Here is a 20506-nt window from a genome sequence, read left to right as displayed (position 1 = left end):
ATTCATTTCACGATCCGGCTCGAAAGAATATCGAAAGATGAAAAAAAGGACGGCGCGACTCGCTCGCGCCGCCCGACCGGACAAAAGTTGCGCTGCCCGGTCACACATATTTGGTCAAAATGCTCTCCACATGCTCCAGATGCAAGCGCATCGATTCCCCCGCCGCGGCGGCATCGCGGCGTGCGACGGCATCGTAGATTGCCGAGTGCTCGCGGAACAGCCGTTCGGCGACGGAGCGGTTGGCGTAAAGCTCGACGCGCCGGATTTCCCGAATCGCCTGCTCCAATTGGCCCGTGATCGACTCGAACAGACGCAGCAAGATGCTGTTGTGCGCCGCCCCCGCCAGCGCCAGGTGGAATTGCAAATCGGTTCGCTCGCCATCGAGGTCGTCGCCGATCGTCTGTTCCATCTCGCGCACGATGGCCGACAATTGCCGCAAATCGGCATCCGTACGCTTGTCCGCGGCGAGCCGGGCGTTGGAGACTTCCAGCGACTGGCGCGCCTCCAGCAGCTCGAGGAGCGTGGAGCGGTTCAGGCGAAGCGAATCGAGCTCGGGCAGCCGGATGTCCGAAGACGCGGCGGACAAGCGGCTGCTGATGACGCGACAGCCTCCTCCCTGCCGGATTTCGATCAGCCCCATCGCTTTAAGCGCGCTCAATGCTTCCCGGGTCGTCGAGCGGCCGACGCCGAAGCGCTCCGACATCTCCTTGGTGGAAGGCAGCTTGTCTCCGATCTTCAGCTTGCCTTCGAGAATCTGGTTTTTGAGCTGCTCCGTAATCTCTTCATAGTGGTTGCGCTTGGTGAGCGGAGTGACTTCCACCGGCGGCGACCCTCCCTTTCCCGCGAGAATTCAATTTTCGTGCGATCGATCAGCCTACGATCAACGCATAAACGATGCCCGGGCCGTGAACCCCGATCGTCAAGTCGTTTTCGATATCCGACGAACGGCTCGGCCCGGAAATGAAATGAATGCCGGCCGGCAGGTTTTCCCGTCCCGCCCGGTCGAACTCGACCAGAATTTCGCCCAGTCTCGTTTTCAACCGCTGCGCCGGGATGACGATCATCAAGACGGTCGGCAGCAGCGACACCGAGCGGCCCTTATCCTTCGACGACAGCACGGTGACCGAACCGGTATAGGCCGCCGCGTAGTCGGCCATGACGACCCCGAAGTCCGCTTCGGCCGAGCGCGCCTTCCAGTGCGTCTCCGAATCGGTATTCCAAACGGAGACGACGGCGTCCGGGAGCGCCTCTTCGAGATGAAGCGAGGCGAGCTCCGGCTCGTTCTGGCGCACGATATAGCGCGCCCCCATTTCGGATGCTTTCGCCGCGATGAAAGCGCGGGCGTCGTCCATTCCGGCGAGCCGGGCCACATGCCCGCCCACGCTGCGCCAGTTCTCGGAAAATCGCTCGATCCGCTCATCCAGGCTCCATTCGAATTCGTTCCAGAAGTCCGGAGCTCCGCGGAACGGGTGCTTCGGAGCTTCCGTCACGCGCGGTCGCTTCAGCTTCTGCGCGATTCCGTTCATGAACGCTTCCTGCTTGGCGCGGGACTCCGCTTCGAGCCTGGCCAGCCATTCTTTATCGGTCTCAGCCATGTACGTGCCCCCCCTTGCCGTGTTCGCGCTCCTTGACAATTCGTTCCATCCGGCTGCGCATTTCCGGATTCATTTCCTTCAAGCCGCTGCGAATTTCCTCGTCCAGCGTCGCGAAGCGCTGCCGGAACGATTGCTTGGGCAGGCTCGGCGTCACCCGGTACGAGTTCCATCCCTTCAGCGGACCGAGCTTCGTCCGGATGCTGCCGTCCCGCACGACCAGCTTCTGGCCGAGCTTGCCCATGCCGAGCACGGCGCGGAACCGCTTGGCGTTGCCCATCACCTGCGCAAAGCCCTTCATGCCGGCGCTTTCCAGCTTGTTGCCGTGACCGCTCTCGACTTTGCGGCGGCGCAGGTAGATAAGCATTTCGTGGAGCGGAATTTTGACGGGACACGCTTCGTAGCAGGCGCCGCACAAGCTCGAGGCGTTCGCGATGTCGTCCCATTCGGCGACGTTTTTGTTCAATGCCGGCGTCAGCACGGCGCCGATCGGCCCGCTGTACGTTCCGCCGTAAGCGTGGCCGCCGATGTGCCGGTATACCGGGCAGGCATTGAGGCACGCCCCGCAGCGGATGCAGTTGAGCAGCTCCTGGAATTCGGGATCGCCGAGCTGCAGCGAGCGGCCGTTGTCCACGATAATGATGTGCATTTCGTCCGGGCCGTCCGCATCCGCCTCGCGGCGCGGGCCGGTAATGCCGGACATGTACATCGTCAGCTTTTGGCCGGTTGCGGAACGGGGCAAAAGCGTCGCCATCACTTCGAGGTCCCGGAAGGAAGGGATAATCCGTTCCATGCCCATGAGCGTGATTTGCGTCTTCGGCAGCGTCGTGACCATGCGCGCGTTGCCCTCGTTCTCGAACAGCACCATCGAACCGGTCTCGGCGATCGCGAAGTTGCAGCCGGTCATGCCGATATCCGCCTCGAGAAAGCTTTCGCGCAGCTTTTTGCGCACGAAGCCGGCGAGCACGGTCGTGTCCGCCTCCAGCTTCTCCCCCGCCACCTCGGAGAGCAGATCGGCGATCTGGTGACGGTTTTTGTGAATGGCGGGAATGACGATGTGGGACGGCGTTTCGCCGGCCAGTTGGATGATATACTCGCCGAGGTCCGTCTCGATCGCTTCGACGCCGATTTTCTCGAGCGCATGGTTCAGATGCAGTTCCTCGGATACCATCGATTTCGATTTGACGACCGTTTTGGCCTTTTTGCGCTCGGCGATGTCCAGGGCGATGCGGACGGCGTCCGCGCCCGTTTCCGCGAAATGCACGTGTACCCCGTTGGCCCGGGCATTATTGACGAACATATTCAAATAGTAATCCAGGTGAGCGATCGTATGCAAACGGATCTGCCGTCCGCGTTCCCGCCACTCGTCCCAATTGCCGTGATCGGCGGAGGCGTTCTTCTTCCCGTTGCGAAGCCGTTCGGTCGTAAATTTGACCGCCTTGCGCAAAAATTCGTCGTTCAGCGCAAGCTCCGCCCTTGCCTTGACCGTTTTCGGTTGCGATGCCGTCGCATGGCTCATATGAGGTTCGCTCCTTCCGCGAGAAGTTCCGCCAGATGCATGACCCGCACCGGTTCGTTGCGGTAACGCAAGTTGCCGGCGATATTCAGCAAGCAAGCCATATCGAGGCCGACCAGCACTTCGGCTTCCGTCTCTTTCACGTGGTCGACCTTCTCCGACACCATCGCTCCGGATATGTCCGCCATTTTCACGGCGAACGTCCCCCCGAAGCCGCAGCAGTCCTCGGCTAACGGCAGCGGGACGAATTCGAGCCCTTTGACGTTTTTCATCAATTCCATCGGTTCGTCCTTGATGCCGAGCAACCGGCTGCCGTGACAGGAGGGATGGTACGTAACCTTGCGCGGGAATTCGGCCCCGACGTCGGTCACGCCCAGCACCTGCACGAGAAATTGCGTGAATTCGTACGATTTGCTTTGCAGCTTTCGCGAGCGCTCCAGCATGACCGGATCGTTCTCGAACAATTTCGGATAATGATGGATCATGCCGGTACAGGAGCCGGACGGGGCGATGACGAAATCGCTGTCCTCGAATGCGTCGAGAATCGTCCGCGCCGAAGCCCGCGCTTCGTCCCAATAGCCGCTGTTGAAGGCGGGCTGGCCGCAGCAGGTTTGAATCGTCGGGAATTCGAGCCTTACGCCGTACTGCGCAAGCACCCGAATCATCGCTTCCCCGACCCGCGGATAGATGGCGTCGCTCAGGCAAGTGATGAACATGGAAACTTTCATGTCAGTCGCGCTCCCCATTTGGTTTTATAATCTTATTATCAGGTTGTCAGACAACTTTGGCAAGCAAAATTTTCGCGCGCAAAGTTTGACGCCCGTTAACAAACAACCTTTATAATAAGAAAATAGCGCTGAAGGAGGCGAGCAAGACATGAAAAAAATTGCGGTATTTTGCGGGTCGAGCATGGGCGCGTCCGAAGCATACGCGAGCGGCGCCCGGGAGCTTGGCAAGGAGCTGGCCCGGCGCGGGCTCTCGCTCGTATACGGCGGCGCGAACGTCGGCTTGATGGGCGCCGTCGCCAATTCCGTGCTTTCGGAAGGCGGAGAGGCGATCGGCATTTTGCCCGGATTTCTAAAAAATCGGGAAATCGCCCATCCCCTGCTGTCCGAGCTCGTCATCGTCGATTCCATGCACGAACGGAAGGCCAAAATGGCCGAACTCGCGGACGGGTTTATCGTATTGCCCGGCGGCGCGGGTACGATGGACGAATTTTTCGAAATTTTCACGTGGCTCCAGCTCGGCCTGCACGCCAAGCCTTGCGGGCTGCTTAACGTCAACCGGTATTTCGATCCTCTGATCGCCCTGATCGCTCATATGGCGGACGAGAACTTTTTGCAGGAAAAATACCGCACCGCCGTTCTGGTCGACGAAGATCCGGGCGAGCTGCTGAACCGGTTCGCGACCTATGGGGCGCCGGACGTCAAAACGTACGATTTGGCCCGGCGCGCTTGACTTGACGATTCAGGACGTCATCCTGCCGGCCGCGGGGATGGCGAACACGTCCGGACTGAACCCCGCATGCTGCTTGAACTGCTTGACGAAGACGGCCAGGTCGGCATAGCCGACGCTTTGCGCGGCTTCGCTTATGCTGCATCCGGTCGTGGCGAGCAGCTCTTCGGCCCGTTTGATGCGTCTTTGCACCAGAAAATCCGTCGGCTTTACGCCGGCATATTGCTGAAACAGCCTGGAAAACTCCTTCGTCCTCATGCCGTGAAGGCTTGCCAAATCGTTCAGGGTGAACGGCTCGCCGTAACGGTCCCGGATAAATTGAATCGCCTGTTCCATCATGCTGCGGTTCTCCCGGTCTTCTTTCAGCCGGTTGCCGTTGATCAGCTCTTGCAGGATGCTGTAAAACAGCTCCTTCGACCGGAAGGCTGCCGCCGGCCCCGGGATTCCCGCCGTATGATGCAGCTTGCGAAGCAGATCGACGAGCCTCGCGTTCGTCCCCGTCTCGATCGGAAACGGCGTTTCCGCAAGCGATTTGTCCCGGGATTTATCGTCCCGGTTCGAATAGTAGACGGCGCAATATTCGAAATCCATCGACCGTCCGGATGGAGCTCGAAACAAGCCCCTTGCGCGTAAAGTTCCGCCTCTCCCCGCAGCGTGAAAAGGAAAAAAGACCCCGAACCGGGACGTCCCCGCAGCTCGCTGCAGTGTTTGTCCGCCGGAAGAACGTGCTTGTACACGCCGTCGATGTCGATCGAAGCCCGGGTAAACCGCGCGGCCAACTCATTCCAATCGTTTGCCATTATGTAAATTCACCTCTTATGCTCGTTTGTCGTATCCCTATAATAAATGATAATGATTCTCATTGTCAAATAAAATCGCTCGGATTTTCCCTCGTTTTTTTCGCGCAGCGCATCCGCAAACGGCAAAAAGACGCTCCCGCACATCGATGTGCGAGAGCGCCGCCGCGCTTGCCGGATGAACCGCTGCTATACCGTTTTCACCGATATTCCTCGATCGGTTATCATCTGCTGCATGTCTTTCGGCATTCGGCGGTCGGTAACGATCGAAGCGATCGCATCCAAATCCGCGACGTGGGCGAACGCCTGGCTGCCGAACTTGCTGGAATCGGCCAGCAAAATCACTTCGTCTGCCATGCCGATCATTTTGCTCTTGATCCTCGCCTGCAGTTCGTTCGATTCGCTGACGCCGCGTTCCAGATGGACGCCCTTGCACGACAAAAACGCCTTGCCTACGTGATAGGCGTCGAGAGAACGCTCCGCAAGCGGACCGACATACGAAAGCGAGCCGTGCGCAAGCTGCCCGCCGGTCGAAATGACGACGATCTTTTCCTTCGCCGCAAGCTCGAGGGCAACCTTGATCGAATTGGTCAGCACGGTCAGCGGAATATCCGGCAGCTGCGCCGCCATATACCATGCCGTAGAGCTGGCGTCGAGCAAAATCCGGTCCTTCGGACGGATCAACTCGATCGCCGCCTCGGCGATTCGTTTCTTCTCTTCCGCGTTCAGGATTTCCCGTTCCGCGTAAGGCACCTCCGGCGGCTGCTGCTGATCCTTGACGCTAACCGCTCCGCCGTGCGTGCGGCGCAATCGGCCGGCCAGCTCCAAGCGGTCCAAGTCCCGGCGAATCGTCTCCTCCGTCACTTGGCACAGCTCGCTCAGCTCGGCAACCCGGATGCTTCCTCGCTCGTTTACCAGCTGAACAATGTACTCGTAGCGTTCCGCGACCAGCATAGCCTACCTCTTTTCGTCCTCATTTCGTCGTTTCGATTCGCACGTCAATTCGCGCGCGCAAGTCCGGTCGCGCGCAAAAAGCGGCCGTACGCGTCTTCCCAATGCTCCCGTTGCTGCGGCTCGTACGTCGTCACCGGGAACGATTCGCGAATAACCTTCCGCGCCTCCCAAATGTCGGAAAACTGTCCTTGAGCGATCCACTGAACGGCCAGGTTGCCGATGGCGCTGCCTTCGGCCGGTCCCGCCCAGACGGGCTTGCCGATCGCGTTCGCGGACCATTGGCAGAGCAGCGCATTCTGGATGCCGCCGCCGACCATGTGCAAGCCGTTGAACCGCTGGCCGCTCAGCCGCTCGGTCATCTCGAGCACGTACCGGTATTTCAGCGCCAGGCTTTCCAGAATGCAGCGAACGACGGCTCCCGCGTCCTCGGGCGCTTGCTGTCCGGTTTTCGCGCAGTAGGCGCGAATGCGTCCCGGCATGTCTCCCGGCGGGAGAAACGCGTCGTCGTCCGGATCGATGAACGCCGCGAACGCCGGAGCCGCTCCCGCGAGCTGCACGAGCTCCGGGAACGAATAGGAAATGCCCGACCGCTCCCATTCCCGGCGCGTTTCGTTCAAAATCCACAGGCCCATGATGTTTTTGAGCAGCCGGTACGTGCCGCCGACGCCGCCCTCGTTCGTAAAATTCAGCTCCCGGGCCAGATCGTTTATGACGGGCTTCTCCACTTCCGTCCCCATCAGCGACCACGTTCCGCAACTGAGATACGCGAACGATCGGTCGAGCGCCGGAACCGCCGCGACGGCCGAGCCGGTATCGTGCTCGGCGACCGCGTAAACCGGCACCGGCTCGATGCCGAGCTCCTCGCACAGCGAAGGCAGCAGCGAGCCGACCCGCGTTCCCGGCTGCACGATTTCGCCGAACCATTGTTCCGGCAGGCCGAGCTTGCCGATCAGCTCCCGGTCCCAATCGCCTTTCAGCGGATTGTACAGCTGCGTCGTCGTCGCGTTGGAAAACTCGTTGAACCGCTCGCCGGTCAGGAAGTAGCGCAGCAGGTCCGGAATCATCAGGAAGCGCTTCGCTTCGCGCAGGATCGGGTTCTCGTCCCGCTTGAGCGCGAACAGCTGGAAAATCGAATTGAACGTTAAAAACTGAATTCCGGTCCGGTTGAAAATTTCGGCCGAAGGGATTTGCTCGAACAGCTGCTCCATCGCCCCTTCGGTGTGCCGGTCGCGGTAGTTGTACGGGTTGCCCAGCAATTCGCCGTTCGCGCCGATAAACCCGAAGTCGACCGCCCAGGTGTCGATGCCGAGACTTTGCAGGGCGATGCCCTTGTTTTTCGCTTTGAGCAGTCCCGTCTTCATCTCATGGTACAACCTAAGCACGTCCCAGTGCAAACGTCCCCCGACTTGCACGGGGTCGTTCGGGAAACGGTGCAACTCTTCCGTCTCGATCGAACGGTCGGTCAGCCGGCCGAGCAGCGCCCTGCCGCTGCTCGCGCCGAGATCATAGGCGAGTGTGCTCGTCAACTGGCATCATCCTTGATTGAAAAGTACGTCCGATTAGCGCTTGAGCAGCACTTCCTGCTCGTAGGCTTTGATTTCCGCAAGCCACTCCTCGCGAACCGGAACGCCCGATTTTTCGCAGTAGTAATCCCATACGGCGCCGAACGGATACGTCTTGAACTCCTCGGTCAGCGCGAGGCGCGTCGTGTAGTCGCCTTCGAGCTCCGCTTTTTTCAGCGCTTCGACCGGCTCCAGCATCGCGCGCAGCAGCGCCTTGATCGTGTTGCGGGTGCCGATGACCCAGGCGGCGACGCGGTTGATGCTGGCATCGAAGAAATCGAGCCCGATGTGCGTTTTGCCGAGCAGATCGCCGCGAATCAGCTCCTTGCCGATATCCAGCAGCTCGTCGTCCAGCGTGACGACGTGGTCGCTGTCCCAGCGCACCGGGCGGCTGACGTGCAGCAGAATGCCTTCCGCGAACAGCGACAGCGCCGACAGCTTGTTCGAAATCACTTCGGTCGGATGGAAATGGCCGGCGTCCAGGCAGATCAGCTTGTTATTCGTCAAGCCGTAGCCCATGTAAAACTCGTGAGAGCCGACGGTGTACGCTTCCGCGCCAAGGCCGAACACTTTGCTTTCGACCGCGTCGAGGTTGTGGGCAGGGTTCAGCTCCTCGGCGAACACTTCGTCCAGCGCATCCTTCAGGCGCTGCCGCGGCGCCAGGCGGTCCGCCGGCGTGTCTTTGTAGCCGTCCGGCACCCAGACGTTCGTGACGCACGTTTGGCCCAATTGCTCGCCGAAATAGGCTCCGATTTTGCGCGAGGCCTTGCAGTGGTCGATCCAGAACTTGCGGATTTTCGGATCGGCGTGGCTCAGCGTAAAGCCGTCCTTCGAATTTTCGTGAGAGAAGCAGGTCGGGTTGAAGTCGAGGCCGAGGCCTTGCTCCTTCGCCCAGGTCACCCATTTTTCGAAATGCTTCGGCTCGAGTCGGTCCAGTTCGACCTTTTCGTCCGTATCCGCGTAAATCGCGTGAAGATTGACCTTGTGCTTGCCGGGAATCAAAGAGAACGCTTTCTCCAAATCGGCGCGAAGCTCCTCGGGCGTGCGGGCGGCTCCCGGATAGTTGCCGGTTACCGCGATGCCGCCGGTCAGCTCCTGATCCTTGTTCAAAAAACCGCGAACGTCGTCGCCTTGCCAGCAGTGCATGGAAATTTTGATTTCGGAAAGCTTGGCGAGCGCCGCGTCCACGTCGATCCCGTGCTTGGCGTAAAGCTGTTTCGCCTCTTCGTAGCTTTTTTGTACGTTGGAAGACATCGAATTACTCCCTTCGGGCGAGCCCCTTAGTCTGACCTCGAATTATTTGACCGGGTAGGCGACGACGGACATGAGAGCGTTCTCGGCCTGCGTCGCATCCAATCGGCTGTATTGAACGATGACCGGTATGTCGCTGCGCACCTCGATCGCATACGGAACGCCGACCGGGATCGGCGTTCCGTTTTTGACCAGGGACGAGGTGCGGATATGCTTCGTGCGTCTTGGCGGAACGACGACGAGAATGTCTTCCATCGGGTCGCGGTCTTCGAAAAAAATCGTGAAGTTGATCAGCGCTTCTTCCGAGGACACGTTCAGCACGCAGACGGATTCGTGGCTTTCGAGCGATCCCGCGCTTGTCGGCGGAATGTAGCCGTCGGGAATGATCCAGTGCTTTTCGCCTTTCGCTTGCGGCATACCGCAAGACCTCCCTTATGCATAATAATGGCGATTATCTCGTGAACGCCGCCGGCACGCCGCCGTCGATCGTCAGCATGCAGCCCGTCGTTTTCGCCGATTTCGAGGAGGCGAAAAACGCGACGCCCTCCGCGATATCGCGCGGATAAATGTTGACGAGCAGCGTCGTGCGCTTGCGGTAGTACTCTTCCAGCTGGTCCGGCTCGATGCCGTACGCCGCGGCGCGTTCGTTGCGCCAGTTGCTGTTCCAGATGGCGGAGCCTTGCAAAATCGCGTCCGGCAAAATCGTGTTGACGCGAATGCCGAACTCGCCGCCCTCGGCCGCGATGCAGCGGGCCAGATGCGCTTCCAGCGCTTTCGCGGAGCTGTAGGCGGTGACGTTTTTGCCGGCGTAAACGGAGTTCTTCGAGCCGATGAACACCATGCTGCCGCCGATAGCCTGCTCCTTCATCAGCTTGAACGCCTCGCGGGCAACGAGGAAGTAGCCCGTGCCGAGCACGTTCATGTTCAGGCTCCATTCCTTGAGCGACGTTTCGTCGAACGGGCTGGACGTCGCGAGGCCGGCGTTGTTGACGATGATGTCGACGCCGCCGTAAGCAAGAGCCGTTTGCGCGTAAGCGGCCTGGACCGCTTCCTCGCTCGTGACGTCCATTTTGACGGCGATCGCGCGGTTTTCGCCGTATTTCGCGTTGATTTCGGCCGCGACCTTCTCCCCGCCTTCAAGGTTCAGGTCGGCCAGCACGACGTGCGCGCCTTCCGACACGAGACGGCGGGCCGTTTCGCTGCCGATGCCGCCCGCGCCGCCCGTAATGAACGCGACCTGGCGGGAGAATTCGGCTTCCGGCGGAGCGAGGGACAGCTTGTAAAGCTCGAGCGGCCAGTATTCGACGTTGTAGGATTCGTTTTCGCTGAGCGAGACGAAGTTGCCCAGCGCCGTCGCGCCGCGCATGACCGCAATCGCGCGGTGGTAGAGCGCGCCGCTTACCTGGGACATCGCCCAGCTCTTGCCCGTGTTGATCATGCCGACGCCCGGAATCAGGATGACGCGAGGAGCGGCTTCGAACATGACGTCGCCTTCGTTTTTGTTGCGTTCAAAGTACGCCTTGTACTGCTCTTTGTATGCGGCGATGCTTTCTTTCAGAATTTGTTTCAGGCCTTCGACGTCGTCCGCGTCAGGCGTCCAGTCGACGAACAGCGGCACGACCTTCGTGTGCACGAGGTGGTCCGGGCAAGCGGCGCCGACCTGCGACAGCTTCGGGGAATCGTGGCCGCCGACGAAAGCGAGCACGTCGTCCGCGTCGTCGAACGACAGGATCATTTTTTTCGCGTCGCTGACCGCGCCGCGAATCGTCGGCATCACTTGCGCCGCGATCGAGCGGCGGACGTCGGCCGGCAGCGGGGCATGCTTTGCGCCGCCGAACAGCTTCGCCTCATTGACGCGCGCTTCGATAAACGCTTCGGCTTCGCTGATGATTTTGATCGTTTGCGCATATGCTTCTTCGGACGTTTCGCCCCAGGTGACAAGGCCGTGTTTCTCCATCAGGACGAGCTCGGCTTTCGGGTTGGCCAGCACGCCTTCCGCGATCATCTTGGACAGCGTGAAGCCCGGGCGCACGTAAGGAACCCAGACGAAGCGGTCGCCGAAAATTTCCTTGGCCAGCTCTTTGCCGTTATCCGCGCAGCAGAGGCTGATGATCGAATCCGGATGCGTATGGTCGACGTGCTTGAACGGCAGGAACGCGTGCAGCAGCGTTTCGATCGAAGCGCGAGGATGCTTGGCGTCGATCATGCAGTTCGCCAGATAAGCCACCATTTCTTCGTCGCTCATCTCGTCGCGCTCGAACAACGGACGGATGTCGTCCATGCGCAGGCCGGTGAAATTGCCCGCTTTCATCGAGGCAAGGTCGGAGCCGCTGCCTTTGACGTACATGACTTCGACGTCGCGGCCGCGGAAATCCTTCACGATCGTCTTGGCCGACGTGTTGCCGCCGCCCCAGTTGCAAACGCGGCGATCCGCGCCGATGATGTTCGAGCGGTAAACGAGCTGGTCCAGTCCGCTTTGAAGCTCGGCTGCTTTAGAAGAGTCCCACAAGCTTTGTACCATGTTGAGAAAACCTCCGAATGTTGGTTTTGTTTTTGCTTGTTTCGATTATATCATCTTTGTTTATTTTTGAATATGAGATTTCAAACAAAAACAAAAATAAAACCGCCGATTCGAATGCCGGCGGTTTCGGTTGTTGCACGTTTCGGTTTGTCAAATCCCGTCCACGATTCGCACGGCCCGGCGGGCGGCTTGCCGAAGCAGCTCGTCTTCGTCGATCGTCAGCAGCTTCCGGCCGCGCATCAGCAGCTTGCCGTTCACGATCGTCGTGTCCGCGTCCGCCCCGCAGGCGCCGTACGCCAGCAGCGATTCGAGCCGGTGGACCGGCTGAAGACGGGGCTTGCGCATGTCGATCAGGATCAGGTCCGCCTTTTTACCCTTCTCCAGCGTCCCGACGCTCCCGTCGATCCGAAGCAGCCTCGCTCCCTCGATCGTGCCCATGCGCAAAGCCTGCCGCGCCGGAAGCTTGGTCGGGTCGCCGTAATCCAGCTTTTGCAGCCAGGAGGCGGCCTTGATCTGTTCGAACATGTCGACGCTCGTCGCGCTGCCCGCCCCGTCCGTGCCGAGCCCGACGACGACGCCCTGATGCCGGAGCTCCGTCACCGGGGCGATGCCGCAGCCCAGCTTCAGATTGCTGACCGGGTTGTGCGCAACCCCGCCGCGCATGCCCGCGAGCAGCCGCACGTCCTTCCGGCTCAAATGGACGCCGTGCGCGAGCAGTACGTGAGCCCGGTCGAACATGCCCGCATGCGCCAAATATTCGGTCGGCGTCAAGCCGTAGCGGTCGCGGATTTTGACCGTCTCTTCCTTCGTTTCCGCCAAATGGATATGGATTGGCACGCCCGTTTCCTCGGCAAGCCTGATGACGCGGGACAGCGGTTCCGGCGGACACATGTACGGCGAGTGCGGGCCGAGCATCGTCGTGATTCTCCCCTCCGCCTTGCCCGACCAGCGTTCGATCAATTCCAGCGCTTCCGCCATCCTCCGGCCCCCGTCGTCCTCGGCGAATACGAGCCCTCTCGTCAGCGAAGCCCGGATTCCGGTCTCCTCCACGGCAAACGCGATTTCGTCCATATGAATGTACATGTCGGCGAAAGCGGTCGTTCCCGATTTGATCATTTCGGCAATGCCGAGCTTCGCTCCCCAATAAATGTCCTCCGGCGTCATTCTCGCTTCGGCCGGAAGCATTTTTCGATCCAGCCATTCCATCAGCTTGAGATCGTCGGAAAAGCCTCTCAGCAGGCTCATCGGCGAATGCTGGTGAGCGTTGACCAGGCCCGGCATCGCCGCCATCCCGTCCGCCGGGATGACCTCATCCGCGGCCGCGTCGATGGCGAATCCGATTTCCGCGATCGAATCCCCTTCGATCAGGATATCTCCGACAAACGGTTCCTCCTCCTTCATCGTCACGATCGTCGCTTGCTTGATCAGCGTTCGCATGCGCGTTCACCCTCCTTCATCGTCACGATCGTCGCTTGCTTGATCAGCGTTCGCATGCGCGTTCACCCTCCGTTTTTTTGATCGTCGAACCCTTTCCCATCGTGCACCCTTCCCTGACGCGAATGTCAAGAGGCCGCTGCGGCGCGGGCCGCATTCACGCAACGGAACGGCCGAAAGACGCCCGCCTGGCGCTTTGCGTTTACGCAGCGGAATAGGCAAGGAACGGCCGCACGGCCCTTTACTTTCACGTAAGGTGAAGGTTTACAATAAGAAGAAGAAACGGAAGGTGAATGCCGGTGAAAATAAAGGAAGCGGCGGAAAAGCTGCGCATAACGCCGAGAGCGATCCGCTTTTACGAGGAAAAGGGGCTTATCGCGCCGGCAAAGGATGAGGACACCCGATACCGCGAATTCGGCGAACAGGATATTTGGCGGCTGCAGACGATCGTCTCGCTCCGGGAATCCGGCATGTCCGTCGAGGACATGAAAGCCGTGCTGGACAAAATGGAAGAACTCGGCAGCGAGGAGCTGCCCTATTATTTGGAGCTGCAGCGGTCCGCTTTGTTCGCCAAATGGCTGGAGATCAAGCAAATGATCGAGACGACCGACGACATGATCCGCATCGTCCGGGAACGGAAAACGCTGCCGCTGGACGACATTTTCAGGCTGGCGGAAGGTTCCCGGCGTCTGCGGGAGCACCGCAGCCGTTGGACCGACAAGTGGAACTTCGACCGGCTCGCGGCCGGCCACGACGAGCGGGTGCGAATCGACGCCGATACGTACCGGGATTATGAAACGGCGCTTCAATCGGTCGTCGAATGGATGAATCCGGCCGCGGGCGAACGGGGGCTCGACGTCGGCACGGGAACGGGAAATCTGGCCGGCAAGCTGGCGGAACGGGGCGCCGATATGGCCGGAGTCGACCAGTCCAAAGAGATGCTGAAAATTTGCCGCCGGAAGTTTCCCGCCATGGAGACGAGGCTCGGCAATTTCCTCGCCCTCCCTTTTCTCGACGAAAAATTCGATTTTATCGCGTCCAGCTTTGCGTTTCACCATCTGGAAAGCGATCAGCAGCGGCTTGCGGTCAAAGAAATGCGCCGCGTGCTGAAGCCGCACGGGCGCATTTGCATCGCGGATTTAATGACGGCGGAGCCGGAAGTCCGGCGAAAATCCGGCAAAACCGAAAACGGGGCCGACCTCGTCTCGCTTCCCGGCCTTCTCCTCCTGTTCGCCGATTTCGGCTTCAAAGTCCGGTACCGGCGCTTGAACGAGCGGCTGTTTCTCGTCTGCGCGGAATAACGAATGGGCACGCGGGACGAACGCAACGCTTTCGGTTGTCGGCTCCTATTTCTCGACGCAAACATAAAAGCTTTGAATGATCGAGCAGGGTTGGCCGGCCTCGTTCGCAAACGACCGCCTTTCGATCTCGCTCGCGATTTTCCTCGCGGCGGAGCGGGCGAAGAAGGACAAGTCCCAGGCGGGACGCTCGACTTTGCTCAGCGGCAAATTTCGCGAAATGCGCTCGATCACGCCCGTATCGACGCCTTGGAGATGCTCCTTTTTGTGAGGATCCGCATAGGCCCCGGATTCGCGGAACTGCTTGTAAAGCGGGTCGTAATGGTGAAGGTAGTGATTGCCGTCGAAATTCAATATTCGGCCTCCGGGCTTCAGCACGCGCAGCCATTCCGCATAGGCGCGTTCGGGAAATTCAAGGTTCCACGTCAGATTCCTCGAGACGATGTAATCGAAGCTGTTATCCTCAAAAGCGAGCTGCTGGGCGTCCATTCGCCGAAGATCGATGGCGACGCGCTCGGCTTCCGCGTTTTTTGCCGCGTGTTCGAGCATCTTTTCGGTATAATCGACGGCGGTGACGTCGTGCCCCTCCTTCGCCAGCAAAATCGCCAAAAAGCCCGGGCCGCACCCGACATCCAGGCATTTGAGCTTTTCCTTCCGCGGGGCGTGCTGCCGAAGCGCCGCAAGCCAGTGGTCTTTCGCGTCGGTTCGCAGCTGCTCCAGGTTGGCGAGGGAAAAACCTTCCGCCCGCTCGTTCCAATACGACTTGATCTTTTCCAGTTCCATCCCGCATCTCCTTTGTTTTATGCCGAAACGATCGCCTTACAGCGGCGCGACCGGCACGACGTTCAAGTAGCCCAGCGACGTTTTCTCGACGCTGACCTTGACGTTATAAACGCTTTGCAACACTTCGGGAACCAGCACGTTTTCCGGCGTGTCGTGCGCTTTGACGCGGGCCTCGTCCAGCAGAAGCATCCGGTCGCTGTATCTTGACGCCAGCATCAAATCGTGAACGACGAAAATCGTAATCGCCCCCGTTTTCCTCGTATACTCCTTTGCCAAATCCATGACGATCAGCTGATGCCGCAAATCGAGCGCGCTCGTCGGCTCGTCGAGCAGCAGCACCCTCGGCCTCGATACGAAGGACTGGGCCATCGACACGAGCTGTTTTTGCCCGCCGCTCAGATGGTTGAACGGACGTCGGCTCAATTCGGACAGGTTCAGCTCCTCCAGAACCCGGGCAACGCTGGCGATCTGCTCCTCGGCGACCCGCCAGCGCAAATTTTTCACCAAGCCCAGCAACACCATCTCGAACACCGTCAATCTCGTGCTCGCCGATCCGATCTGCGGCAAATAGGCAATGTCCGTCGGCGGGTAGACCGTATCGGCTTCGTCATCCGCCAGACGAACGGTTCCGCCGCTTTTCACCTGCCCCGCGATCGCTTTGATGAAGGTCGTCTTGCCGACGCCGTTCCGGCCGATGACCGCCGTCATTTGACCGCCGTGAAACGTCGCGGAGATTCGGTTTAATATTCGCCGGTCCGCATATTGCGCGCTTAAGTTGTCTACGGTTAATTTCAGCATCGCTCAGTCTCTCTTCCTCAAAATGAGTATAAACAGGAACGGCACGCCGACGATCGAAGTAATGATTCCGACCGGCAGCATCGAGCCGGCCGACAGCAGCTTGGAGACGATCGATGACAGCAGCATCAGCATGCCCCCGAACAGCATGGAAAGAGGCAGCAGAAACCGTTGGTCGTCTCCGGACAGCAGGCGGGCGCAATGCGGAACGACCAGCCCGACGAAGGCGACGGTCCCGATGAACGAGACGGCCCCCGAGATGAGCACGGCGCTGATGACAAACACCGAAAAACGCAGCCTCTCGACGTTGACGCCCAGGCTTTCCGCCTTCTCTTCCCCGGCCGAAAGCGCCGTAAGCCTCCAGGAACGCCGCATCAAGGCAATGGAGCAAACGAGCAGAAACGCCGCGCTGACCGCGACGCTTGTCCAGGTCGAACGCGCCAAATTCCCGAACCTCCAGCCGGAGATGATTTGCGCGATTTCGGGCGAGGCGCGATACTGCAAAAATTGCTGCAGCGCGGTAAAAAAGAAGTTCATCATAATGCCGGTTAAAATCAGCGTCATCGTCGACATGCCGCGGAACTTGCCCATGTAATAAATGCAGACGGAAACGAGCAGGGCAAACAAAAACGCCAGCAAGGAGGTCCCCAGCCACAATTGCCCCGCGATCGCAAAGCCCGTCGTGATCGAGATCGCCGCGCCGAAGCTCGCGCTCGCCGTAATCCCGAACGTATAGGGGCTGGCCAGCGGATTGTTCGTAATCGTCTGCAGCTGGAGCCCCGCCACTCCCAACGACGCCCCAACGAATACGCACGTCAGCGTCATCGGCAGCCGAATATCCCAGACGACGACTTTCGCAACGCCTTCGCCGTTCGGACCGGCCGCCAAAGCCTTCAACAGGTCGGCGAACGCCATGTTCGACGATCCCGCCGCGAGGTCAAACCCAAGCGCGAGCGCAAAGGCGAATGCCGAAATCAGGACGGCCATCATCCTTCTTCGGTTCAAGCCCGCGTATCCATTCGATTTTTCGGTCACATGCCAGCCCTTCATTCCTCATATTTGGTTATCCGCCCTATAGGACCGACTATCGCAAACGAATCATGAACGTTCCGTCATCGTTCAGCTCCGGAAGGTATTTCTCGTAATAGTCGTGCATCGACTTCGCCGGATCGATATCCGCAAACGCTTCGGGATATAGCGCCTTGGCGATATACTGGGTAAACGCATAATCGATCATATTGCGCAGGCTGCCGTGATCGACGCCGTAAACTTCTCCGTTTTTGACGGCTTTCAAGTCCTTCCATTCCGGTCTCGAAGCGAATCCGGCCAGCCGCTCTTGCGCCGTCGCTTCGTCGACCGCAAATCCCATTCGCATCTGGTCCCCGCCGCTGTCGTCCGACCAAATCGACCCGCCGATAAAGATAACGTCGGGGTTCGAAGCGATTACGAACTCTTTGTCCAGAACGCCGTAGCCCCCGTCGATCCCCGCTCCCATATTGTCGGCGCCGACGTTGTGAACGATCGCGCCCCAGAGCATCGAGTCGCTGTAGCTGTTGCCGTATTCGCCTACGCCCTTGTTTCCGAGCTCCACGTAAACCTTTTTCCCCTTTTGCTCTTCGGGGAGCGCGGCGATCCGCTCGTTTACCTGCTCGATCGCGCCAATATAAGCTTCGTTCTGCTCCTCGGCAACTTGTTCCCTGCCCAGCAGCAGCCCTAGAATTTCCGTGCTCTTCGTATGATTTTCCAGCTTTTGCGCATGGTAATCCAGGACGACGACGGCGATTCCCGCCTGTTCGAACGTCGCGATTTGCGGATTGTTTTCCGCGTATTGCGACAGGTTCATCAGCAGGACGTCGGGTTCGAGCGAAACGATTTTCTCCGCGTTCAGCACGTCGTCGTGATACCCGCCGATGCTGACGATATCGCCGCTTTTCATCCGCGGAAACGCGTCGGTAAATACCTTGTACTCGCCGTACCGCGTATCTTCCCAGCCGTCGAACGTCATTCCGACGACCTTGTCCAGGCTTTCCGCGCCGCCCACCATCATAAAATTGGCGATATAGTTGGCGACGATGAACGTTTCCGGCGGCTTGTCCAGCCGAACCTCCCTGCCCGCAACGTCCGTAAAGACGATCGCAGCCGAACCGTTAACCGCAGACGGATCGCTTGCTTGCGCGGAATCGCTCGCTTGCGAGGGACCGTTAACCGTTTGGCTCGAACACCCCGCCGCAAGCATGAGCGCAACAAACGCCATTGCGACAAGCCTCGTCATGCTATTGCGTATCTTTCCCATTTGCGTGATTCCCCACCTGTCCAACCGATTTTCGTAACACATTTTTTCTATATTGTAACACTAACGAAGCTTCCGGCAACTTATTTTTGCGAAAACCTAGTAAAAACGTCTTCGCCGTTCTGGGAGACAGAGAATGTCGTTTTTATCGGAGAAACTTATCCATTCTGAATCGCGAAAAAAACGCGCCGTGCTCCTTCGGAGACGCGCGTCGGGATAAATCCTGCTTTATGAAGCGAGATGATTCCATGTTGCGTTCAGCCACTCGGCGAACCGTTCCTCTTCCTCGAATTGCGGATAATGGGCGGATTTTTCGAATAAAACGAATTGCTTCTCGGGGGCCTCCAAGCGGTCGAAGTAATGTTTGGCCGCACTTGCGGAAGTCATATAATCGTATTTCCCCATAACGAAATATAAGGGAATATCCAATTGGCGAACGATTCCGGTAATGTTGTTCCCCGCTTCCTCCTCAAGCAGCCTTTCTTGGGTGACGGCAACGCCGCGCAAATATCGAACGACATCGAGCAAATTATACTCGGGATTGAACAGAAAGCCCGTATAGTAGTCCCTGTTGTCGTCGATAAGCCTTGCCGCGCCGCCGTATTTTCGAACCAGATCCCTCGGCGTGCGTTCTTCTCCGCTCTCGATCGCGCTCCTCAGCCGTTCCAGCCGTTCCGCGTCTTTCGCGTTGCCGGCGAGTCCGGCCTGCCCGATCGTATAATTCAGGCTGTCCAGCTCGCTCTCCACCGTGTCGGCCACCTGGCCGATCCCGATATAAGCGGCATATTTGTCGGGCGCTTCGGCAGCCGCCTGCAGCGAAATGTTCGTTCCGAAGGAGTGGCCGACCAGCAGCACTTTCTCTTGTCCAAGCTTCTCCCGGACGTAATCGGTCAACGCCAGCAAATCGTCTACGAGCAGTTCCGCCGTCACGTTCGAATAATCCTCGAAAAAATGGTACGACTTCCCGCTTCCCCGCTGGTCGTAATGAACGATCGTAAAATCGTCTTCAAGCAAATCCTGGTACTTTCTTACATAAGGAATCTCGGAGCAGCCCGGGCCGCCGTGAACGAAGATGACGACCGGGTTGCTTCTGTCCGTTCCCCGGATCATCACCTCATGCCCGGCTCCGTTAATCGGGACTTGGCCTAAGAAATGGATGCTGTCGGCGCCTTTGATCCGGGGCGTCCACGTCGGGAACACAAATCCGGCGGCGATAACGAGAAATAGAAGCAGGGCGGCGATCTTCCATCGTTTCTTCTTTTTGCTGTTCACTCGCGTCGTTTTCCCTTACTTCCGCTTGTTCCGCATGGCGCGCAGCAGCTTCGGGTTGCCCTCCTTGCCCTCGTTCTCGAGCCAGTTTTGGTACTCGGGAGATTCCGCCCCGAACAAAAGGGCGATCCGGCCTTCGGCGTCGTAATGGACGCCCCAGCCGAATTTTTTAGGCAGCATCGACGCCCGGAGGCACGGATGCGACTTGCCGAACAGCTCGTCCCATATTAGTCTGCGATCCGCCGCCGCTTTGTCTTCCGGAATTCCCTTGTGCCGGACGTGAACCTCGAACAGCAGCTCCTCGTGGGTGAAGCGGTAAGGATTCGCCGACAGCAGCTCGTATTGAATGACGTGCGCCGGCTTTGTTTCTTTCGCGCTTTGCGGGACGATACCGGCTTCAGCCGGGCAATCCTCCGAAATGAGAATCAGCGTGTCCTTGTAACTCAACCGATCTCCCTCCTTTGGCGCCAGTATACCAAATCGCGGCAAAAACTCAAGCATAGCGGGCTGAGTTGAGTCGCCACGACTCAAATGGATCGTTAGCGCGCGTGCGCAGGCCGTGAAATGAGTAAATTTTACCCAACTGCGTGCGGCTGTTTACGTTTGGCGGGCTGAGATGAGTCGCCACGACTCAAATGGATCGTTCGCGCGCGTGCGCAGGCCGTGAGATGAGTAAATTTTACCCAAATGAGGGGGAATATCGCTAGAGGGGGAGTATCGCTGATCTATATTCCTGCTATCCGAACAATGCGATTGTGCCCGCATGCCTGCTCGTACATGTTCACAGATTTAAAAAATAACGGCCGGTTGGTTCCGACCGTTATTCGCTAAGTCCCCGGTAGCGCGAAGACAAATGGTATCGTTGAATAGCCTACACGCGCATTGCAATCCGCCGCTGTTCGCCTCCGGCTACATTGCCGACCCGCTCGTTGCGATTCGCCGCTGTTCGCCTCGGCTGCATAGCCGGCTCGCGCGTTGCGATCGGCTGC

19 protein-coding genes are annotated in these 20506 nt (G+C 59.0%); 2 read left to right on the top strand and 17 right to left on the bottom strand.

The genetic code is table 11. The annotated features are described in order from the left end of the window. Positions 1-100: 100 nt before the first annotated feature. From B7E11_RS22045 to B7E11_RS22030, 4 genes are read right to left on the bottom strand one after another with little or no spacing between them, the layout of a single operon-like run. A complete protein-coding gene (locus tag B7E11_RS22045; protein WP_080838900.1) occupies positions 101-820 on the bottom strand; it encodes a FadR/GntR family transcriptional regulator in 720 nt (239 codons plus the stop codon). 49 nt (positions 821-869) lie between these two features. After that, on the bottom strand, positions 870-1595 hold the full coding sequence (locus B7E11_RS22040) for a LutC/YkgG family protein (protein ID WP_080838898.1): 726 nt from the start codon (positions 1593-1595) through the stop codon (positions 870-872). After that, positions 1588-3111, bottom strand: coding sequence for a LutB/LldF family L-lactate oxidation iron-sulfur protein (locus tag B7E11_RS22035; RefSeq protein WP_080838896.1), 1524 nt, complete (start codon positions 3109-3111; stop codon positions 1588-1590). Before B7E11_RS22035 ends, B7E11_RS22040 begins: the two co-directional genes overlap by 8 nt. Next, a complete protein-coding gene (locus B7E11_RS22030; RefSeq protein ID WP_080838895.1) occupies positions 3108-3836 on the bottom strand; it encodes a (Fe-S)-binding protein in 729 nt (242 codons plus the stop codon). Before B7E11_RS22030 ends, B7E11_RS22035 begins: the two co-directional genes overlap by 4 nt. 148 nt (positions 3837-3984) lie before the next feature. Here B7E11_RS22030 and B7E11_RS22025 point away from each other — a divergent pair, with 148 nt between their 5' ends. Next, complete coding sequence (locus B7E11_RS22025) at positions 3985-4566, top strand: LOG family protein (protein WP_080838893.1); 582 nt, start codon at positions 3985-3987, stop codon at positions 4564-4566. A gap of 9 nt (positions 4567-4575) precedes the next feature. On the opposite strand, the gene B7E11_RS22020 is transcribed toward B7E11_RS22025, so the two are convergent. The 7 genes from B7E11_RS22020 to B7E11_RS21990 all read right to left on the bottom strand — a co-directional run bounded on the left by B7E11_RS22020 (position 4576) and on the right by B7E11_RS21990 (position 13085). Beyond that, positions 4576-5154: a helix-turn-helix domain-containing protein gene (locus B7E11_RS22020; RefSeq protein WP_080838890.1), complete on the bottom strand. Its 579-nt coding sequence runs from the start codon at positions 5152-5154 to the stop codon at positions 4576-4578. A 395-nt stretch (positions 5155-5549) separates the two neighbouring features. Next, on the bottom strand, positions 5550-6314 hold the full coding sequence (locus B7E11_RS22015; RefSeq protein WP_080838888.1) for a DeoR/GlpR family DNA-binding transcription regulator: 765 nt from the start codon (positions 6312-6314) through the stop codon (positions 5550-5552). 44 nt (positions 6315-6358) lie between these two features. Next, the gene (locus tag B7E11_RS22010) at positions 6359-7840 is read right to left on the bottom strand and encodes a rhamnulokinase (RefSeq protein WP_080838886.1); all 1482 of its coding nucleotides are present in this window, start codon (positions 7838-7840) and stop codon (positions 6359-6361) included. 33 nt (positions 7841-7873) lie between these two features. Further along, a complete protein-coding gene (rhaA, locus tag B7E11_RS22005) occupies positions 7874-9130 on the bottom strand; it encodes an L-rhamnose isomerase (protein WP_080838884.1) in 1257 nt (418 codons plus the stop codon). A 42-nt stretch (positions 9131-9172) separates the two neighbouring features. Beyond that, a complete protein-coding gene (locus B7E11_RS22000; RefSeq protein WP_080838882.1) occupies positions 9173-9544 on the bottom strand; it encodes a sensory rhodopsin transducer in 372 nt (123 codons plus the stop codon). Positions 9545-9578: 34 nt separating this feature from the next. Further along, positions 9579-11648 carry a bifunctional aldolase/short-chain dehydrogenase gene (locus tag B7E11_RS21995; RefSeq protein ID WP_080838880.1) on the bottom strand — a complete coding sequence of 690 codons (2070 nt, stop codon included), beginning with the start codon at positions 11646-11648 and terminating at the stop codon, positions 9579-9581. A gap of 150 nt (positions 11649-11798) precedes the next feature. Then, positions 11799-13085, bottom strand: a complete 1287-nt coding sequence (locus B7E11_RS21990; RefSeq protein WP_080838878.1) for an amidohydrolase — start codon at positions 13083-13085, stop codon at positions 11799-11801. Positions 13086-13381: 296 nt separating this feature from the next. On the opposite strand from B7E11_RS21990, the gene B7E11_RS21985 reads away from it, so the two are divergent. After that, a complete protein-coding gene (locus B7E11_RS21985; RefSeq protein WP_080840935.1) occupies positions 13382-14383 on the top strand; it encodes a MerR family transcriptional regulator in 1002 nt (333 codons plus the stop codon). 45 nt (positions 14384-14428) lie between these two features. On the opposite strand, the gene B7E11_RS21980 is transcribed toward B7E11_RS21985, so the two are convergent. The 6 genes from B7E11_RS21980 to B7E11_RS21955 all read right to left on the bottom strand — a co-directional run bounded on the left by B7E11_RS21980 (position 14429) and on the right by B7E11_RS21955 (position 19964). Continuing rightward, entirely contained in the window at positions 14429-15163 is a 735-nt protein-coding gene (locus B7E11_RS21980; RefSeq protein ID WP_080838876.1) for a class I SAM-dependent methyltransferase, read from the bottom strand. 36 nt (positions 15164-15199) lie between these two features. Continuing rightward, entirely contained in the window at positions 15200-15961 is a 762-nt protein-coding gene (locus tag B7E11_RS21975) for an ABC transporter ATP-binding protein (protein ID WP_080838875.1), read from the bottom strand. A gap of 3 nt (positions 15962-15964) precedes the next feature. Beyond that, positions 15965-16993 (bottom strand): FecCD family ABC transporter permease, encoded by a 1029-nt coding sequence (locus tag B7E11_RS21970; RefSeq protein WP_213084149.1) that lies wholly within the window; start codon positions 16991-16993, stop codon positions 15965-15967. A 49-nt stretch (positions 16994-17042) separates the two neighbouring features. Beyond that, the gene (locus B7E11_RS21965; protein ID WP_213084148.1) at positions 17043-18212 is read right to left on the bottom strand and encodes an ABC transporter substrate-binding protein; all 1170 of its coding nucleotides are present in this window, start codon (positions 18210-18212) and stop codon (positions 17043-17045) included. Positions 18213-18476: 264 nt separating this feature from the next. Further along, positions 18477-19520 carry an alpha/beta fold hydrolase gene (locus tag B7E11_RS21960; RefSeq protein WP_139787281.1) on the bottom strand — a complete coding sequence of 348 codons (1044 nt, stop codon included), beginning with the start codon at positions 19518-19520 and terminating at the stop codon, positions 18477-18479. A 15-nt stretch (positions 19521-19535) separates the two neighbouring features. Further along, entirely contained in the window at positions 19536-19964 is a 429-nt protein-coding gene (locus tag B7E11_RS21955; protein ID WP_080838871.1) for a DUF6157 family protein, read from the bottom strand. Between the last annotated feature and the right edge of the window lie 542 nt (positions 19965-20506).

The sequence above is a fragment of the Cohnella massiliensis genome (assembly GCF_900169535.1).
GTDB classification, from domain to species: Bacteria; Bacillota; Bacilli; order Paenibacillales; family Paenibacillaceae; genus Cohnella; species Cohnella algarum.
The sequence above is the reverse complement of the archived record's forward strand: the minus strand, read 5'-3'. Positions and strand labels throughout refer to the sequence as shown.

Excerpts from the sequence above, each read along its gene's own strand:
- B7E11_RS21980 (WP_080838876.1), bottom strand. The coding sequence starts at position 15,163 with ATGGAACTGGAAAAGATCAAGTCGTATTGGAACGAGCGGGCGGAAGGT.
- B7E11_RS22000 (WP_080838882.1), bottom strand. The coding sequence starts at position 9,544 with ATGCCGCAAGCGAAAGGCGAAAAGCACTGGATCATTCCCGACGGCTAC.
- B7E11_RS22020 (WP_080838890.1), bottom strand. The coding sequence starts at position 5,154 with ATGGATTTCGAATATTGCGCCGTCTACTATTCGAACCGGGACGATAAA.
- B7E11_RS21975 (WP_080838875.1), bottom strand. The coding sequence starts at position 15,961 with ATGCTGAAATTAACCGTAGACAACTTAAGCGCGCAATATGCGGACCGG.
- B7E11_RS21990 (WP_080838878.1), bottom strand. The coding sequence starts at position 13,085 with ATGCGAACGCTGATCAAGCAAGCGACGATCGTGACGATGAAGGAGGAG.
- B7E11_RS22040 (WP_080838898.1), bottom strand. The coding sequence starts at position 1,595 with ATGGCTGAGACCGATAAAGAATGGCTGGCCAGGCTCGAAGCGGAGTCC.
- B7E11_RS21995 (WP_080838880.1), bottom strand. The coding sequence starts at position 11,648 with ATGGTACAAAGCTTGTGGGACTCTTCTAAAGCAGCCGAGCTTCAAAGC.
- B7E11_RS22035 (WP_080838896.1), bottom strand. The coding sequence starts at position 3,111 with ATGAGCCATGCGACGGCATCGCAACCGAAAACGGTCAAGGCAAGGGCG.
- B7E11_RS22030 (WP_080838895.1), bottom strand. The coding sequence starts at position 3,836 with ATGAAAGTTTCCATGTTCATCACTTGCCTGAGCGACGCCATCTATCCG.
- B7E11_RS22015 (WP_080838888.1), bottom strand. The coding sequence starts at position 6,314 with ATGCTGGTCGCGGAACGCTACGAGTACATTGTTCAGCTGGTAAACGAG.
- rhaA (WP_080838884.1), bottom strand. The coding sequence starts at position 9,130 with ATGTCTTCCAACGTACAAAAAAGCTACGAAGAGGCGAAACAGCTTTAC.
- B7E11_RS21965 (WP_213084148.1), bottom strand. The coding sequence starts at position 18,212 with ATGGCGTTTGTTGCGCTCATGCTTGCGGCGGGGTGTTCGAGCCAAACG.
- B7E11_RS22025 (WP_080838893.1), top strand. The coding sequence starts at position 3,985 with ATGAAAAAAATTGCGGTATTTTGCGGGTCGAGCATGGGCGCGTCCGAA.